Source organism: Streptomyces sp. NPDC017890, from assembly GCF_044328675.1.
Lineage (GTDB): Bacteria > Actinomycetota > Actinomycetes > Streptomycetales > Streptomycetaceae > Streptomyces.
Map to the genome: position 1 here is coordinate 117646 of NZ_JBIRHU010000009.1, position 15909 is coordinate 133554.

Here is a 15909-nt window from a genome sequence, read left to right on the forward strand (position 1 = left end):
ACCGTGACCTGAACACGGTGACGCCGCTGTCGTTTGCGGTGACATTTCGGGGTATCCCCCTGCCGTCGGCTGGCTGGAAATCCTCTCGCGCCGCGTGGGCACCCACAGAGGGGAGCGCGGTGGCCGCGCGGGGGGAAGCCATGCCCGCGTTTCTTCCTTGAGTGGAATAGACTCAACTTTGTGTACGTTGCCTGAGTCAGCACTGGGAGACACGGCCGACCGCCGACGGCCGACGCGAGGAGGGAAGCCAGAACGTGGACGCCGAGCTGACCAACCGGAGCCGGGACGCCATCAACGCGGCCAGCAACCGGGCCGTGACCGAGGGGAACGCCGACCTCACCCCCGCCCACCTGCTCCTGGCCCTGCTCCAGGGTCAGGACAACGAGAACATCACCGATCTGCTCGCCGCCGTGGAGGCCGACCTCGCCGTCGTACGCGCCGGAGCCGAGCGCATCGTCGCCGGACTGCCCAGCGTGACCGGGTCCACGGTCGCGCCGCCGCAGCCCAGCCGTGAGATGCTCGCGGTGGTCGCCGACGCCCAGGCCCGCGCCAAGGATCTCGGGGACGAGTACCTCTCCACCGAGCACCTGCTCCTCGGCATCGCCGCGAAGGGCGGCGCGGCCGGTGAGGTACTGGAGGGGCAGGGTGCCAGTGCGAAGAAGTTGCAAGAGGCCTTCCGCAAGGCCAGGGGAGGGCGTCGAGTGACCACCGCCGACCCCGAGGGTCAGTACAAGGCGCTGGAGAAGTTCGGCACCGACTTCACCGCCGCCGCCCGGGAGGGCAAACTCGATCCCGTCATCGGGCGGGACCAGGAGATCCGGCGCGTCGTGCAGGTGCTCTCCCGCCGTACCAAGAACAACCCCGTCCTCATCGGCGAGCCCGGTGTCGGCAAGACCGCCGTCGTCGAGGGGCTCGCCCAGCGCATCGTCAAGGGGGACGTGCCCGAGTCGCTCAAGAACAAGCGGCTGGTCGCGCTGGACCTCGGCGCGATGGTCGCCGGCGCCAAGTACCGGGGCGAGTTCGAGGAGCGGCTGAAGACCGTCCTCGCCGAGATCAAGGACTCCGACGGGCAGATCATCACCTTCATCGACGAGCTGCACACCGTCGTGGGGGCCGGGGCCGGCGGCGACTCCGCCATGGACGCCGGGAACATGCTCAAGCCCATGCTCGCCCGCGGAGAGCTGCGCATGGTCGGCGCGACCACGCTCGACGAGTACCGGGAGCGGATCGAGAAGGACCCGGCGCTGGAGCGGCGCTTCCAGCAGGTGCTGGTCGCCGAGCCGACCGTCGAGGACTCCATCGCGATCCTGCGCGGGCTCAAGGGGCGCTACGAGGCGCACCACAAGGTGCAGATCGCGGACAGCGCGCTGGTGGCCGCAGCGACGCTGTCCGACCGGTACATCACCTCCCGTTTCCTGCCCGACAAGGCCATCGACCTCGTCGACGAGGCCGCCTCGCGGCTGCGCATGGAGATCGACTCGTCGCCCGTCGAGATCGACGAACTCCAGCGCGCCGTCGACCGGCTCAAGATGGAGGAGCTGGCGATCGGCAAGGAGACCGACGCCGCGTCGCTCGAGCGCCTGGAGCGACTGCGCCGCGACCTCGCCGACAAGGAGGAGGAGCTGCGCGGCCTCACCGCACGCTGGGAGAAGGAGAAGCAGTCCCTCAACCGCGTCGGTGAGCTGAAGGAGAAGCTCGACGAACTGCGCGGGCAGGCCGAACGCGCCCAGCGCGACGGCGACTTCGACACCGCCTCCAAGCTCCTGTACGGCGAGATCCCGACCCTGGAGCGCGACCTGGAGGCCGCCTCGGAGGCCGAGGAAGAGGTCGCGAAGGACACCATGGTCAAGGAGGAGGTCGGCGCCGACGACATCGCGGACGTCGTCGCCTCCTGGACCGGCATCCCCGCCGGGCGGCTGCTGGAGGGCGAGACGCAGAAGCTGCTGCGGATGGAGGACGAGCTGGGCAAGCGGCTCATCGGGCAGAAGGAGGCCGTGGGGGCGGTCTCCGACGCCGTACGCCGCAGCCGCGCCGGGATCGCCGACCCGGACCGGCCCACCGGGTCGTTCCTGTTCCTCGGCCCCACCGGCGTCGGCAAGACCGAGCTGGCCAAGGCGCTCGCCGACTTCCTCTTCGACGACGAGCGGGCCATGGTCCGTATCGACATGTCGGAGTACAGCGAGAAGCACAGCGTCGCCCGGCTGGTCGGTGCCCCGCCCGGATACGTCGGGTACGAGGAGGGCGGTCAGCTGACCGAGGCCGTGCGGCGGCGTCCGTACACCGTCGTGCTGCTCGACGAGGTCGAGAAGGCGCACCCCGAGGTCTTCGACATCCTGCTCCAGGTGCTGGACGACGGGCGCCTCACCGACGGCCAGGGCCGCACCGTCGACTTCCGCAACACCATCCTGGTCCTCACCTCCAACCTCGGCAGTCAGTACCTGGTCGACCCGACGACCGGCGAGGCGGAGAAGAAGCAGCAGGTCCTGGAGGTGGTCCGGGCGTCCTTCAAGCCGGAGTTCCTCAACCGGCTGGACGACCTGGTCGTCTTCTCGGCACTGTCCAAGGAGGAGCTGAGCCGGATCGCGCGGCTGCAGATCGGCGCCCTGGCCCGGCGCCTCGCCGAGCGCCGGCTCACGCTGGAGGTCACCGACGAGGCGCTGGCCTGGCTGGCGGAGGAGGGCAACGACCCGGCGTACGGCGCCCGGCCGCTGCGCCGCCTCGTGCAGACCGCGATCGGCGACCGGCTCGCCCGGGAGATCCTCTCCGGCGAGATCAAGGACGGCGACACGGTCCGCGTGGACCGCTTCGGCGACGACCTGATCGTGGGACCGGCGAGCGGCAAGACGCTGTAGGACCGGTGCGACGCACGGCCGTCCGGCCCGTCACCCCTGGTGGGTGGCGGGCCGCCGAGTTCCGTGGCCGCCGCCTTCGCCCGCTGCCTTCCCGCTGCCTTTCCGTCGTCTGCCCACCCTCTGCCCGCCCTCTGTCCGCAGGCTGTGTCCGCGGCCTGTCCACCCGTCCGGCCGGATCGTGTCAGCCCAGGGCTGACAGGCCCCCGGCGGGCTTGCCACGCCCCTCCCCGCATGGGGGAGGATGACCAGATCCGTACGAAGGGAAATTCACGGTGACCATCGACCCGTCCTCGATTCCGAACTTCGGGGGCAAGCAGCCCGAGCCGCAGCCGCAAGGACCGGCGGGCCCCGTCGTCCCGGATCAGGATCTTGTGAAGCAGCTCCTCGAACAGATGGAGCTGAAGTACGTCGTCGACGACGAGGGTGACCTCGCGGCGCCGTGGGAGCAGTTCCGTACGTACTTCATGTTCCGCGGTGAGGGTGACCAGCAGGTCTTCTCGGTGCGGACGTTCTACGACCGGCCCCACCAGATCGACGAGAAGCCGCAGCTGCTGGAGTCGATCGACGACTGGAACCGGCGCACCCTGTGGCCCAAGGTGTACTCCCACACCCACGACGACGGCACGGTCCGCCTGATCGGCGAGGCGCAGATGCTGATCGGCATGGGCGTCAGCCTGGAGCACTTCGTCTCCTCGACGGTCAGCTGGGTCCGGGCCGCCATCGAGTTCGACCGGTGGCTCGTGGAGCAGCTCGGCCTCGAGCAGGAGGTCGACGAGTCGGAGAAGCCGACGGACGAGGACGGCGAATAGTCCGCCCCGTGTGAGGAGAGCCCGCCCCCCCGCCACCGCGGGGAGCCGGGCTCTCGTCATACGGTCGTACCGTCGTGACTCACCCGGCCAGCGTCTTCAGCCGCCCCACCGCCTCCTCCAGCACCGACGTCCGCTTGCAGAAGGCGAACCGGACGAAGGGGGCGCCGGCCTCACGGTCGTCGCAGAAGACCGCGTTGGTGACGGCGACGACGCCGGCGCGCTCCGGCAGCGCACGGCAGAAGGCGAAGCCGTCGCTCTCGCCGAGGGGGCGGATGTCGGTGGTGACGAAGTACGTCCCGGCGGGGCGGTAGACGCCGAAGCCGGCCCCCTCCAGGTCCATCGCCAGCAGGTCCCGCTTCGCCCGCATGTCCTCACGGTAGGCGGCGAAGTACGAGTCGGGCAGCGCGAGGGCCTCGGCGACGGCGTACTGGAAGGGCCCGGAGGCCACGTACGTCAGGTACTCCTTGGCCGAGCGGACCGCCGTGACCAGGGCGGGAGCGGCGGTGATCCGGGCGACGCCTCGTTGGCCTACCTATGTGTCGGTGGTGCGACCGGCCCCGCCGCGGATCTCCGGCATCGTCGGTGAGCCGACCGCACAAGCCGTCCGGACCGGTCTCCCGGCCGTACCGCCGGGCTCGGTGGCGCGGGACTGTCCGTCGTATCCTGACCACACACGGGAAGGAGCCGTCCATGAGCGTCGACGCGATCGTGCACACCGAGTTTCCCAAGGGGTACACGGTCCTGTTCGGGGCCGACGGAAAGGTGATCATGACCCCGCAGAGCGAAGAGCACTCCAGCACCATCAGGTCGATGCAGATCGACTCCGCTCTCGCCCTCGGCCGCCACGCGAAGGTCACCTCCGATGTCTACATCGACTTCCCCGCCGACGAGAACTCCGCCCCCGATCTGGCGATCCTTCGCGAGGACGCCCGCCGAGAGGGCAAGCGCTACAGCTTCGAGGACGTCCTGCTGATCTCCGAGGTCGTCTCGGCCTCCTCCGCACGCAAGGACTACGACGACTGCACCGCGAAGTACGGCCGCTACGGAATCCCGGTCTACCTGGTCGTGGACCCCTACGCCCAGGAAGTCGTCCTCCACACCCAGCCGACCGGCACCGGTTACATCGCCGCACACACGCACAAGTACGGCACGGGCAAGCTCCCCATCGCCCTGGCCGACGGCCGCACTTTCACCCTCGACCTCGACGAGCTCCCGCGCCCGGAGCGCGAGGCGGACGCTCGCTGACGACGGGCTCCCGGGCGGCCGGGCCCGTGCCGTCGGCACCGCTGTCGTCGGACTGTCGTTCCTGGTAGGGGCAGTCGGCTGGGCCTGCCCGGACTTCCGTGGATCCGGATCGGCCAGGAGGCGCGCCGTTCCGCGTGCCGTGAGTCCGTGCGACGAAGTCCGGCTCGTCGCAGGGAAGTTCGGTCCGTGTTTACTGCGGGGGACAACCACCACGTACTGCCCTTGAGGCAGCGGCCGCTCGTCCTCGGCCGAGTTGCCGGCCCCGGTTCGGCGATAGCGCGGCACGGCAAGGACTGCTGCTGACAGGTGGGACGAATCTCATGCGGATGCGTTTCGAACCCGAGGCCGAGGAGGAGTTCCAGGCGGCGTGCAGGCTGCTGATCGACCGGCTGGTTCGGTGGGCCCGAGCCATCGCTGTACGTGCCGGCTCTGGGGTCCCGGTCCGGTTACCGGGACATGGAGCTGTTCATCGAAGAGGTCGAGGACGTCGCCCTTGCCGACAGGCTGCGGATCGCCATCGGTGGGCGGGGCGCCTTCCGGCGCTTCAAGGACGTCCTCGGTGGTGACGAGCGCTCCTGGAGCCGGTACCACCGGTTCCGCGATGAGCGACAGCGCGGCCGGGCCCGCGCCTGGCCGGCCGAGGAGGGGTACTTCCCGCACATCACCTTCTTCGTAAAGCCCAGCTCGGGTTCCTGACCTTCGGGGCCGGTATGGCTCTTTGCTGACCCTGTCCTGCATGATCCGGGGCGCTGTCACCGGGCCTGGCGGCGCCGGTTGATCGCTGATGGAAGCGTGTCCGCCGACAGGCGTGCTGCGTGATGCGACTGCCGATCACCGGTGTCCCGGTCGACCAGGCGGCAGTCGAGTGCGGGTGCGCGGCGGCTCGGAGCGACGAGGCCGTGTGGCCGGTCCATCTGCTGGTACATCTGTGGCTGTCAGGCGGCCAGCGTCTTGAGTCGGGAGGCCGCCTCCTCCAGCACGCCTGTCCGCTTGCAGAACGCGAAGCGGACAAAGGGTGCGCCCTCCTCACGGTGGTCGTAGAAGACTGCGTTGGGGATCGCGACCACCCCGCAGCGCTCCGGCAGCGCACGGCAGAAGGTGAAACCGTCGCTCTCACCAAGGGGCCGGATGTCGGTGGTGATGAAGTACGTGCCCGCCGGGCGGAAGACCTTGAAGCCCGCCCGCTCCAGGCCGCCCGCGAGCAGGTCCCGTTTGGCCAGCATGTCCGCGCGGAAGTCCGCGAAGTACGAGTCGGGCAGGCGCAGAGCCTCGGCCACGGCGTATTGGAACGGCCCGGAGGCGACATACGTCAGGAACTGCTTGGCCGAGCGGACCGCCGTGACCAGGGCGGGGGCGGCGGTGATCCAGCCGACCTTCCAGCCCGTGAACGAGAACGTCTTGCCGGCCGATCCGATGGTCACCGTGCGCTCGCGCATCCCCGGGAAGGACGCGAGCGGGATGTGCTCGGCCGTGTCGAAGACCAGGTGCTCGTAGACCTCGTCGGTCACCACCAGCAGGTCCCGTTCCACTGCCAGCTCGGCGATCGCGGCCAGTTCGCCGCGGGTGAGGACCGCGCCCGTCGGGTTGTGCGGGGTGTTCAGCAGCAGCAGGCGGGTGCGGTCGGTGACCGCGTCGCGCAGCTCGTCGAGGTCCAGCCGGAAGGCGGCGCGCCCGTCCGTGGAGTGGGGGCGCAGGGTCACGGGCACGCGCGTGCCGCCCGCCATCGCGATGCAGGCCGCGTACGAGTCGTAGTACGGCTCCAGCGCGACGACCTCGTCGCCGGGCTCCAGCAGGGCGAGCAGGGAGGCCGCGATGGCCTCCGTGGCGCCGGCGGTGACCAGGACCTCGGAGTCCGGGTCGAAGGACAGGCCGTAGCGGCGTTCCTGGTGGGCGGCGACGGCGGAGCGCAGCTCCGGGACGCCGGGGCCCGGCGGGTACTGGTTGCCGCGCCCGTCGCGCAGCGCCCGTACGGCGGCCTCCCGGATCTCCTCGGGCCCGTCGGTGTCCGGGAAGCCCTGGCCCAGATTGATCGCCCCGGTCCGTACGGCCAGGGCGGACATCTCGGCGAAGATCGTCGTCCCGAATTCGGCGAGCCGGCGGTTGAGGAAGGGGCGGGCGCTGGAGCTCATGGGGGTCATGGCGGTCATCCTGCGCCGAAGCTCTGGAGTTCCTCAACTCACCTTCGGTGGTGGCCACCTGCGGCGATCTTCCAGGCATCCCCTCTGACCTGCGGGTGGTCAGTCGACGTCTGTCATCGTCGGTCGACGTCGACCCCCCTCGCACGGCCCAGGGACGGCCCGGGACTCACCCGCGGGGGAGTGGCTCGGTCCTCGGGAAACCCGTGGTCAGGGAGGCCCTGCCCAGCGAGCGCCGCTACGGTTTGGGCAGCTCGGCGACGAACGTCCCGATGCCCGGCTGCATCTGCGCCAGACCCGCTTCCCGCAGCTCGGTGAGAACGCGCCGGGCCGTCATCTGCGCGATGCCGAACTCACCCTGAATCGCGAGGACGCCGGGCAGCTGGCTTCCGGGCGGGTACTCGCCATCGGCAATCCGCTGCTCGATGACCTCGTACACCTGCTTCCAGCGGGGGATGTCCGGCTTCCAGTCCATGATCCGAAGCTAGACAGTACGAGCCCGCTCGGCGAGACGAGATTGCCTGACTGGCCTAGCTACCCTAGCTACCTAGGCATATCCTGCGTAAACGCACAGTGCCCCTGCGGCCGCGCGAACGACCCAGGGGCGTGGACGACTGACTAGGAGTCGACGTGAACGAGAGTACGCAGGACCAGAACCCCGCGAACAGCCCAGCCGCGGCCACGGCGGAGCCCATGACCTACGGCTACTGCTCATGGCACCGCGGCTACAGTGCCGGCATCCGCGTCATCGAGGTGGTGGAGCAGGGGACCGGGCCGGGGCGAGTGCAGTCGGCCTGTGGTCCGTGCCGTGAGAAGCACGCCCTGGTCCCGTACGCCGACCGGCCATGACCGGGATCGGACGGCCGACGCCGCCACCCGTCAAGGAACTCAACGGCTGGCAGTACCTCGGCTGGCACTGCTGCTGGTGCGGCAAGGCCCTTCGGGTAGGGGCCAGGTCCGCCGGTCGCGCCGAAGGGCACTCCGGAGCACACGACTTGTCCATCGAGGTGTACGAGTGTGCCCCGCCCTGCTCGGAGCGCCCGGCGGAGATCGAACCTGAGTAGCCAGTCTTGACGACAGGTGCGGCAGCGATGCCACGGCGGTTTCAGTCTCACCGTCTCCGCTTGCTGAGCAGTGAGAACGGCCCCTGACCATGCGGATCGGTCAGGGGTCATTCTCTTGTGTACTGTCCGGCAGCCGCCGTGGTTCTTCGCACCAGTTACGGAGCGATCGGGCTCGACAGGAAAGCGGCTACCTTCTGAGCTGTAGCGCTATGTGGAGCGGTCACTGAGGAGCAAACAGGTCGTCTGCAGGCCTCGCAGAGGTGCTGCTGGGCGCGTCCGGCTGCTGTAGTTGCGGTACTTCGCTGCTGTACCGCATCACAGGTCCACTCGGGACTCCGATTCGCGGGACTCCCGCCGCAACACGACGTGGGCCGGTCTGAAGGGCAGGCTACGCAAGATCGTCTCCATGACCCTGAAGAGAGCCGCGGCGTCCGCTCCGTATGCATACAGCACGGCTTCGCCTCCTCCGAACTCGTTCCCGTCGACCTCGCCGACTCCCGCCGCCTCGACGGCGGAACTCATGACCCGCTCTGCGCTGTAGAGGGCTTCGCGCTCCGCAGGTGATCCGTACTGGTCGTCGCTCAGACGGTAGTGAGCAATGACGGCTTGCTCAGGCTCAGGTTCGGGGAGATCAAACAGTGTGTCCATCACTGCACGCTCCCACCTGGCTCTGACATCAGGCTGAGCTTGGGGCTCGGCCCGCATCCTTATCAGGTCGATCACAGACCCTCCCGGAGGTCGGAGGGCCCCCAGCTCGGCGGGGGTGTGATGACCGCTGGGGCCGCTCTTGTCCGGCCCGGCTCGTACTTGTTGGTGTCAGACGCTGCTGCCAGAAGTTCGAGGTCACCTTGACAATTTGGCTCACCCTTCGTCCGCCTGGTGCGGTGGTGTGACCAACCCTCACTTCGCACGTCGGAGCACCGTCCATAGAGATGGTGGCGCCGGCCGAGCACCCCAAGTTCCTCGCGGATTAGCACGAGGACATCATCGTGAAGTTCGACTACGCGCGGAACGCTCTCGACGCAGCATGTCCATGTTTCACGTGGAACCTCCTCGCAGATGGGGTTCCTTGCCAAGGATTTCGAGGGGTCCGACAACGCATGGAAGCTTGACTTCAGGGCTGGATCCCCAACAAGTCTCCCTCAACCCGGATCCCAATGTCCGCTTTGGCCACGTTCCAGGAAGTTCCCGAGGAGTCCCCGAGGAGTCCCGGTACCTCGAAAGGCACCTACTGTCAGTGCAGTGCGTCAGACTGGTCCATGCGGCCAACGGGTCTCCGCCGAAAACGGCGGCGGCCCCCTGGTCCTACGCAGGAGGCCGCCAACACCGGCAGGAACACCGACCGAAGGAGGCCGACATTCCCAGCAAGGGGAAGTGTAGGCGCCAGGTACGACAGCGTCCTACAACGAAGATCGCCCGGTCGAGCCGCGCGCGTGACCACGTGCGTACTCACCTCGAAGAACGGGCCGCACGAAACCACTTCCGCCGACTCTTGAACTCCGCCACGGATGAACTGTTCCGCGCTGGGGTGAAGGCCAGCCTGAGCGGGGTTGGTGCACTCGTGCTCTACTGGTGGAATCACCACCACTGAGGCGCCCAGGGTGCTTGTGCTCCGCTCTCCGTAATCGGAGCACAAGCACACCCGCAGATTTTTGGGTCTACGCCTCTGGCTGCTTTGACGGCTCAGCGTTTGTGTTCTGCCCGGCGTCGGAAGCTCCCTTGCGGGCATTAGGCGAAGGGACCGTGTGGTTCTGACCCTTGTCCCGAGCCGCCTGCCTACGTTCCTTGAAAGTGTTGAACTGGGCATGAAGCACGTAGAGGTAGTCGAGTAGGGCCTCCGCTAGAGCTAGCCCGTCGGCCGCATCCTCTCGGGTCACGGACGTACTGCTGTAGTGGGCCCCCTGGTTACCAAGGCTGCGGAGTTCGTGAGCCCACTCAAAAAGACGGCCATCGATCTTGCCTTGATCGCGCATCTCTTCAAGCATCTTGAACAATGGTTTTGGACGACCAGGAGCATCGCCGACCATCCCCTGGTCGATGCACACGGCCTCTAGGGTGCGGCGGACCATCACAGCAGTGGCCGTGTATGCCTTCGCAGAAAAGCACCGGCGTCCTTCGGCGTGCGTGCGACGTAGGTCCTCTGGAACGTGCAGACTCAAGGGTCGTTGCTGCTCTGGCCACAGGACACCAGGCTCCCCGTCCCAGCCGTCTCCGTAGTCCTCCTCCACCGTCAGGAAGGGCTTTCGGCACTTATTACAGCGGACCAACTCAAGCAGGTACGGCGGGCCGTCATCGCCACTGAAGTCGGACGCTTCTCCTACCACCCCGGCGAGAGCTGGCTTCTCGCAGTGCGGACATGTGACAAGCAGGTCTGTGCCAACTCGTGCGCTCATAGGAGTGATCTTTTCGCACTGAGGCAAGGAAGGTGGACCATCCGATGAACTACGTCCTGGATATTGGGATGTCTACCGTTCACCGCACCACCGACCTAACACACCACCCTCCCCAGCTCCCATCCCGTCCGCCGTCGACCCACACACCGTGGAGCGGGCGTGGTTCAGGGCGTCCAGGTGGAGCGCGCCACTGTACGAACGACCTGGACGCCCTGGGCCGCGTCTGCTCGGCTCTGCCTGGGTCGACGGTGGTCGGGATGGGAGCACCCCACGCACGCCCCAACGTGCCCGCGGTCGGCGACGGCGCCCCCTCCATCCCGGTGCCGGCCGATCCCCCGCCGGAGGCATCGTCTTTGACCGCGCCTCGTTCTATGCGGTGATCGACTCATGGCTTCCGGCCCTATCCACATGTGGGCGCGCGTCGGCGCAGCGCGGGCGGAGCGGGCCGAAGGCAGGAGCGGCGCCCGGAGCGGAGCCGGGAAGCGCGCCCGGCGGAGCGGAGCGCAGCCGGGGCTTGATGAGGTAGAGAAACTTGTAACAGCTCAGGCGCGAAGCGGTTCCGGGCTCGGCGTCTCGTCGGTGAACTTCGGCTCTGCTGGCCGGGTAGGACGCTGGGCAAGCCAACCTGAGACTCGCGGGCCTCCGTTGACGGCGTTGCCTTCGAGGACGGTCCTCACGTGCTGGAAGCCCTGATCGAGGTAGTAGCGCTGCAACCGGGCGTTGGAAGTCCAGGCGTCGAGGCGTAGCCACTTGGCCGCTGCCCGGTAGGCACGGTCTCCTGCCCAGTCCAGAAGGGCGCCTCCGAGGTTCTGCCCGGAGTAATCCCGTGCCACCGTCAGTTTGTTGACGAACATCGACGGCTCGGACAGGTCCTCGTCCGACCACAACCCCTCCTCGGCCTCCGGGGTGAGTGTGATCGTGGCGGCGGTCTGGTCACCGTCCCTGAGCATGAAGACGGTGCCCGCCTCGATCGTCGTCAGCAGTCGTTCGGCCGGGTACGGGCGACTCCACTGGTCGCTGCCGAGTGCGCTGATCCAAGACGCCGCTTCCTTCCGGAAGTCGAGCAGTCGTTGGAGGTCGCCCGGGGTGGCGGTCGTGATCTTCACTGGGCTTCGTTCTCGTTCCGGGCGGAGAGATCGCCGATCTCGTAGTTCATGCGGTTCAGGTCGCCTCGGAACGTCGTGACGGTGCAGCGAACGGGGCGTTCGGTCGTGTACCCGGTGCGGGTCCAGAGCATGACCGGGACGCCGGGGCCGATCTCCAGGAGTCGGGCCTCTTCGGGCGTGGGCATCCGGGTCGCGATCTCGTCGGCGTAGCCCACCTGCTCGACACCGAGGCCAGCGAGGTAGCGAGTGGTTCCCTCGGCGATGTCGCCGGGCTCGGCAAGCCGCGGGGCCTTCTGGAGAAGCCAATCCGGGTAGTGCGTGGCCTGCGTCGACCAGGGCACGTCATCGACGAAGCGGTGGCAGAACCGCAGCACGGACCGGGATCCGGCCTCCACCTCCAGCCGCTGGGCGATCTGCTCGGACGTGGTCGCCAGCTCGACGCGGAAGGTCTGGTGCGGTCGGCGTCCCGCGTTGGTCACGTCGGTGGAGTAGGCGTCGCCGTTCTGCGGGAACTGCAAGTTCTCGAAGCGGGACGCGTTCAGCTCGAAGACCTCGTGCTTGCGCACCTCGTAGCCGAGGCCCTGGCTGGACGTGATGAGTCCCTGGCTGACCAGGAGGTTCAGGCCGGAGCGGACGGTGTTGCGCGAAGCCTCGAAGCGGGTCGCCAGCTCGGCTTCCGACGGCAGCCGAGCACCTGGGCCGTAGGTGCCGTTGTCGATCCCGCGTCGTAGCGCATCGGCCACCTGCTGGTACTTCGGCTGCTTGCTCATTGGTCCATCATGACGCACTCGCTCAACTTGTTGGTACATGTGGGTCCAAAGATCTTGACGGATCACTCTCGGTGGGTAAGTCTCTACGCATCAGCTTGTACCAACAAGTTGAGCAAGAGGTCCAAAGGGCCTGAGTCTGACCAGCAAGGGGACAGTTGTGCCTTCGTTCAAGATCGACCTTTCGTCCGCCGTGGTGTTCGTGGCCACCGCGCCGACGCCGAAGCTCGTGAACCAGAAGACGGGGGAGCGGGCCATCGACCGGGAGACCGGCGCGGGCCTCTCCACGGTGGGTCTGCTGGTCTCCGACGAGGGGGAGGGCAACCTGTGGCAGGTGACCATCCCGGAGACCGGCTTCCCGGAGGGGCTGGCGCCGGGCACGCCCGTGAAGGTGGTCGGCCTCAAGGCCCGGGACTGGGAGAACGAGTTCAACGGGCAGAAGCGGCACGGCATCTCCTTCCGTGCGGTCGCGATCACCTCGGCGCTCTGACCATGACGGACCTGACTGTGTGGCTGGAGGTCACCGGGGCCGTGGCAGGCGCTGGCGGACTCGGCTACGCGAAGATCCGCGCGCCGCGCGTGTACTGGTCGCTGGTCGGCATGCCGGTTACCTGGGGTCGGTTCGCCCTCTCCTACCGGTCGACCATGGATGTGTGCGGGCTGACGGTGCAGCCCTCGGGACTGCGGGCCTTCATGACGCGCAGCGTCGCTCGCCGAGAGGTGCAGCCGGTACCGCCGAGGATCCGCCGGGTACGCGGCACCTCGACCGGGCTGCGGGTCACGCTGCGACTGCCGGCAGGGCTGGAGCCCGCCGACCTGATCGCCTCCTCGGAGCGGCTGCGGCACGCCTGGGGCGTCCACTCGGTCACCGTGACGGAGACCAAGCCCGGGTACGTCGAGCTGCGGATGACCGGCTATGACGTGCTGCGGCGGGTGCGGATGCCGCGTAGGGCGCACCCTCGGGACATGGTGGTGCCGGTGGCGCTGCGGGAGGACGGGACCGCCTTCGAGCGGGACTATCGCGCGGCTCCTATGGCGCTCACCCTTGGCGCGAACCAGTCGGGCAAGTCGATGTACCAGCGGAACTTGATCAAGGGGCTGGCGCAGTTGCCGGTGGCCCTGGTCGGGATCGACTGCAAGCGCGGGGTCGAGCAGACCGCCTACGCGTCCCGCCTGTCCGCGCTGGTGACCAGCCCGGACGATGCCGCCTCGTTGCTCGGCGTCATGGTCGCGGAGATGGAAGATCGCTTCGACCTCCTCAGCCGACACGGCGTCTCCGACCTGTGGGAGCTGCCGGAGACTGAGCGACCGGTGCCGGTCGTCGTCCTAGTGGACGAGATCGCCGAACTGTTCCTGATCTCCTCCAAGAAGGACGAGGAACGCCGGGAACGGATCGTCACGGCGTTGATCCGGCTGGCGCAGATGGCCCGAGCGGTCGGCATCCATCTGGAAATCTGCGGCCAGCGCTTCGGCTCCGAACTGGGCAAGGGCGCCACCATGCTCCGCGCTCAGCTGACCGGCCGTGTCGTGCATCGCGTCAATGACAAGCAGACGGCCGAGATGGGGCTGAACGACGTGGCCCCGGACGCGGTGGCGGTGGCCAGCCTTTTCCCGATGGAGCGTCCCGGCACGGCCGTTGCGGCGGACTCCTCCGGCGGCTGGTCGAAGATCCGCACCCCGAACACAACGCGGGATGAGGTGGTGGCCGTCTGCCGGGCCTTCGCCCACCTGGTCCCCGACCTGCCGGTACTCGACCCGTTCCGGCCCGTCGCGTCGGTCGTCCCGACCCCGGTCGCCGGTCCCTCGCTGGTGAAGCCGCGCCCGGTCACCCCCTGAATCGGCCTGCTCTGGCCCCACTTCCCTGGAAGGGAGGTATTCCCATGTCCCGCTCGATCCGCCTGGACGCGGTCCTTGTCCAAGCTGTCATCGCTGGCGCGCTGTCCTTCGCTCACCTGCATGACCTGGCTGAGGCAGCCGGGCAGTCAGGCTGGAAAGCCTGGGCCTACCCGGTCTCCGTGGATCTGCTGCTGGTGGCCGCCTGGCGTCGGCTGCGTACCGCCCGCCGAGACCGCTCGGCATGGACCTGGTTCGTCATCGCCCTGTTCGCCTCGCTGGGTGCCAACGTCGCGACCGCCGGTCTGCTGGACCTCGGCGCCGTGCCCGCGTGGCTGTGCATCCTCGTCGCAGGATGGCCCGCCCTGGCCTTCCTCGGCGGCACCCTCCTGGTCCACTCGCCCACTGAGCAGCCCGCGCCCGAGCAGCCTGCCGACGGCGAACCGGCGCAGCTGCCCGAAGTCGAGGTGACCCGCACCGATCCGCCGGGCGTAGACCCGCAGCCAGTGCCGGCCGCACCCGAGCTGGCTCCCGCTCCTGCCCCCGCTTCACCACAGCAGCCTGCTTCACCACAGCAGCTTGCTCCCGGTGCTCCCACCGTTCCGGCCGCCCTGCTCGACCACGCCCGGAAGCTCGCCGACGCGCACCAGGCGTCGACCGGTACGCCAATGCCCGCCGAAGCGCTGGCGGCCCGGCTCGGCTTGCCCGAACCCATGGTCAACGCGATCTCCGCCCAACTCCAGCTCACCTGAGAGGAGAACCGTTCATGTCCGTCTACCGCCGTTTCCGTAACCGCATCCGCGTCGGCCCGGTGCAGGTCGGCACCTACTACGACGGCCGGGGCCGCGAGATGCACGCCGCCGCCTGCACGGCCCCGCGCTGCGGCTTCTCCGCCGACTACCCCGACCGCTCCGCCGCCGAACTCGCCGCCCGTACCCACCGCTGCAAGGCGTAGGAGGGACCGTCATGGACGTACCGCTCTGGCTCGCGCTGCTCGTCGTCGGCTTCCTCGGCGTCAAGCTCATCCGCCCGCCCTGGTGGCTGGTCGCCGTGCTCCTCCTCGGCGGCTACCTCGTCGCAGACAGCATCCTCAGCCCCGCCGTCGACACGATCGTCAAGTAAGCCTCCCGAGAGGAGACCGCTCGTGCTCACCCCGAAGTACCCGCACCAGGACACCGCACCGTCCGCTACCGCCTCGGCCGTCGAAGTGCCGGCATCCGGCTCCGCGGTTCCCGCCCCGACCGCGCCCCTCGCCAACCGTCCGACCGTGCAGCTCACCCCAGGCAGTGCCCTCGCCCTCGCTGCCGGTGGTGGCGCCGTGGTCCTGGTCGTCGGCGCCGTCCTGGTCTCGATGCTCCTCGCCGTGGCCATCACCGGCGTCTCGGTCGCCCTGGTCGCCGTCGTCCTGCGGCTGCTGCTCAAGGATCTCGCCAAGCAGCGCTGACGGCCCCCGGAGCGGCCTCGGTCGCCAAACTTCCGCCGCTCCGGGCGCCTGGACCCATTCAGATCCACTGGACCCGAAAGGGAAGCTCCATGATGCCCCAGCACGCTCTGATCGTGCTTTGCCGCAAATGTGACGGTTTCCCGGTTGTCGTCGTCACCACCGGTACCCGGGACCGTGACGGCAGCCGTGCCACCACTCGCGTCACCTGCCAGGCCTGCCAGGGCACCGGCCGTACGGCCCTGATCCCCGCCTCTCACGGTC

The 15909-nt window shown here is 68.5% G+C and carries 17 protein-coding genes and 1 pseudogene; 11 read left to right on the plus strand and 7 right to left on the minus strand.

Features of this window, described 5'->3' with window-relative positions; translation table 11 throughout:
* Positions 1 to 254: 254 nt before the first annotated feature.
* Positions 255 to 2852, plus strand: a complete 2598-nt coding sequence (clpB, locus tag ACH4F2_RS14025) for an ATP-dependent chaperone ClpB (RefSeq protein ID WP_398132960.1) — start codon at positions 255 to 257, stop codon at positions 2850 to 2852.
* Between the two features lie 272 nt (positions 2853 to 3124).
* Complete coding sequence (locus ACH4F2_RS14030) at positions 3125 to 3661, plus strand: YbjN domain-containing protein (RefSeq protein WP_398132961.1); 537 nt, start codon at positions 3125 to 3127, stop codon at positions 3659 to 3661.
* 79 nt (positions 3662 to 3740) lie between these two features.
* Here ACH4F2_RS14030 and ACH4F2_RS14035 read toward each other — a convergent pair.
* Positions 3741 to 4178, minus strand: a pseudogene (locus ACH4F2_RS14035) (aminotransferase class I/II-fold pyridoxal phosphate-dependent enzyme); the annotation flags it as partial.
* A gap of 173 nt (positions 4179 to 4351) precedes the next feature.
* Here ACH4F2_RS14035 and ACH4F2_RS14040 point away from each other — a divergent pair.
* Positions 4352 to 4906 carry a Uma2 family endonuclease gene (locus ACH4F2_RS14040; protein WP_398132962.1) on the plus strand — a complete coding sequence of 185 codons (555 nt, stop codon included), beginning with the start codon at positions 4352 to 4354 and terminating at the stop codon, positions 4904 to 4906.
* A 420-nt stretch (positions 4907 to 5326) separates the two neighbouring features.
* On the plus strand, positions 5327 to 5602 hold the full coding sequence (locus tag ACH4F2_RS14045) for a UPF0158 family protein (RefSeq protein ID WP_398132963.1): 276 nt from the start codon (positions 5327 to 5329) through the stop codon (positions 5600 to 5602).
* 239 nt (positions 5603 to 5841) lie between these two features.
* Here ACH4F2_RS14045 and ACH4F2_RS14050 read toward each other — a convergent pair whose 3' ends face one another.
* Both ACH4F2_RS14050 and ACH4F2_RS14055 read right to left on the minus strand, forming a co-directional pair.
* Entirely contained in the window at positions 5842 to 7044 is a 1203-nt protein-coding gene (locus ACH4F2_RS14050) for a pyridoxal phosphate-dependent aminotransferase (protein WP_398132964.1), read from the minus strand.
* A gap of 235 nt (positions 7045 to 7279) precedes the next feature.
* Positions 7280 to 7516, minus strand: a complete 237-nt coding sequence (locus ACH4F2_RS14055; protein WP_087808173.1) for a winged helix-turn-helix domain-containing protein — start codon at positions 7514 to 7516, stop codon at positions 7280 to 7282.
* 155 nt (positions 7517 to 7671) lie between these two features.
* On the opposite strand from ACH4F2_RS14055, the gene ACH4F2_RS14060 reads away from it, so the two are divergent.
* Positions 7672 to 7890 (plus strand): hypothetical protein, encoded by a 219-nt coding sequence (locus ACH4F2_RS14060; RefSeq protein WP_159325112.1) that lies wholly within the window; start codon positions 7672 to 7674, stop codon positions 7888 to 7890.
* Between the two features lie 530 nt (positions 7891 to 8420).
* Here ACH4F2_RS14060 and ACH4F2_RS14065 read toward each other — a convergent pair.
* The 4 genes from ACH4F2_RS14065 to ACH4F2_RS14080 all read right to left on the minus strand — a co-directional run bounded on the left by ACH4F2_RS14065 (position 8421) and on the right by ACH4F2_RS14080 (position 12374).
* Positions 8421 to 8828 carry a hypothetical protein gene (locus ACH4F2_RS14065; RefSeq protein WP_398132965.1) on the minus strand — a complete coding sequence of 136 codons (408 nt, stop codon included), beginning with the start codon at positions 8826 to 8828 and terminating at the stop codon, positions 8421 to 8423.
* Positions 8829 to 9763: 935 nt separating this feature from the next.
* Complete coding sequence (locus tag ACH4F2_RS14070) at positions 9764 to 10498, minus strand: DUF4145 domain-containing protein (RefSeq protein WP_398132966.1); 735 nt, start codon at positions 10496 to 10498, stop codon at positions 9764 to 9766.
* 542 nt (positions 10499 to 11040) lie between these two features.
* A complete protein-coding gene (locus ACH4F2_RS14075) occupies positions 11041 to 11604 on the minus strand; it encodes a GNAT family N-acetyltransferase (protein WP_398132967.1) in 564 nt (187 codons plus the stop codon).
* Positions 11601 to 12374 carry a GntR family transcriptional regulator gene (locus tag ACH4F2_RS14080; protein WP_087808158.1) on the minus strand — a complete coding sequence of 258 codons (774 nt, stop codon included), beginning with the start codon at positions 12372 to 12374 and terminating at the stop codon, positions 11601 to 11603. Before ACH4F2_RS14080 ends, ACH4F2_RS14075 begins: the two co-directional genes overlap by 4 nt.
* Before the next feature lie 157 nt (positions 12375 to 12531).
* On the opposite strand from ACH4F2_RS14080, the gene ACH4F2_RS14085 reads away from it, so the two are divergent.
* From ACH4F2_RS14085 to ACH4F2_RS14110, 6 genes are read left to right on the plus strand one after another with little or no spacing between them, the layout of a single operon-like run.
* Complete coding sequence (locus tag ACH4F2_RS14085; RefSeq protein ID WP_398132968.1) at positions 12532 to 12861, plus strand: hypothetical protein; 330 nt, start codon at positions 12532 to 12534, stop codon at positions 12859 to 12861.
* Between the two features lie 2 nt (positions 12862 to 12863).
* Positions 12864 to 14207 (plus strand): FtsK/SpoIIIE domain-containing protein, encoded by a 1344-nt coding sequence (locus ACH4F2_RS14090; RefSeq protein WP_398132969.1) that lies wholly within the window; start codon positions 12864 to 12866, stop codon positions 14205 to 14207.
* Between the two features lie 44 nt (positions 14208 to 14251).
* Complete coding sequence (locus ACH4F2_RS14095) at positions 14252 to 14956, plus strand: DUF2637 domain-containing protein (RefSeq protein ID WP_398132970.1); 705 nt, start codon at positions 14252 to 14254, stop codon at positions 14954 to 14956.
* Positions 14957 to 14970: 14 nt separating this feature from the next.
* Positions 14971 to 15159 carry a mobile element transfer protein gene (locus ACH4F2_RS14100; protein ID WP_382816054.1) on the plus strand — a complete coding sequence of 63 codons (189 nt, stop codon included), beginning with the start codon at positions 14971 to 14973 and terminating at the stop codon, positions 15157 to 15159.
* A gap of 11 nt (positions 15160 to 15170) precedes the next feature.
* On the plus strand, positions 15171 to 15326 hold the full coding sequence (locus ACH4F2_RS14105; protein WP_398132971.1) for a hypothetical protein: 156 nt from the start codon (positions 15171 to 15173) through the stop codon (positions 15324 to 15326).
* Between the two features lie 22 nt (positions 15327 to 15348).
* Positions 15349 to 15648, plus strand: coding sequence for a hypothetical protein (locus ACH4F2_RS14110; protein WP_030872089.1), 300 nt, complete (start codon positions 15349 to 15351; stop codon positions 15646 to 15648).
* Positions 15649 to 15909 lie beyond the last annotated feature (261 nt).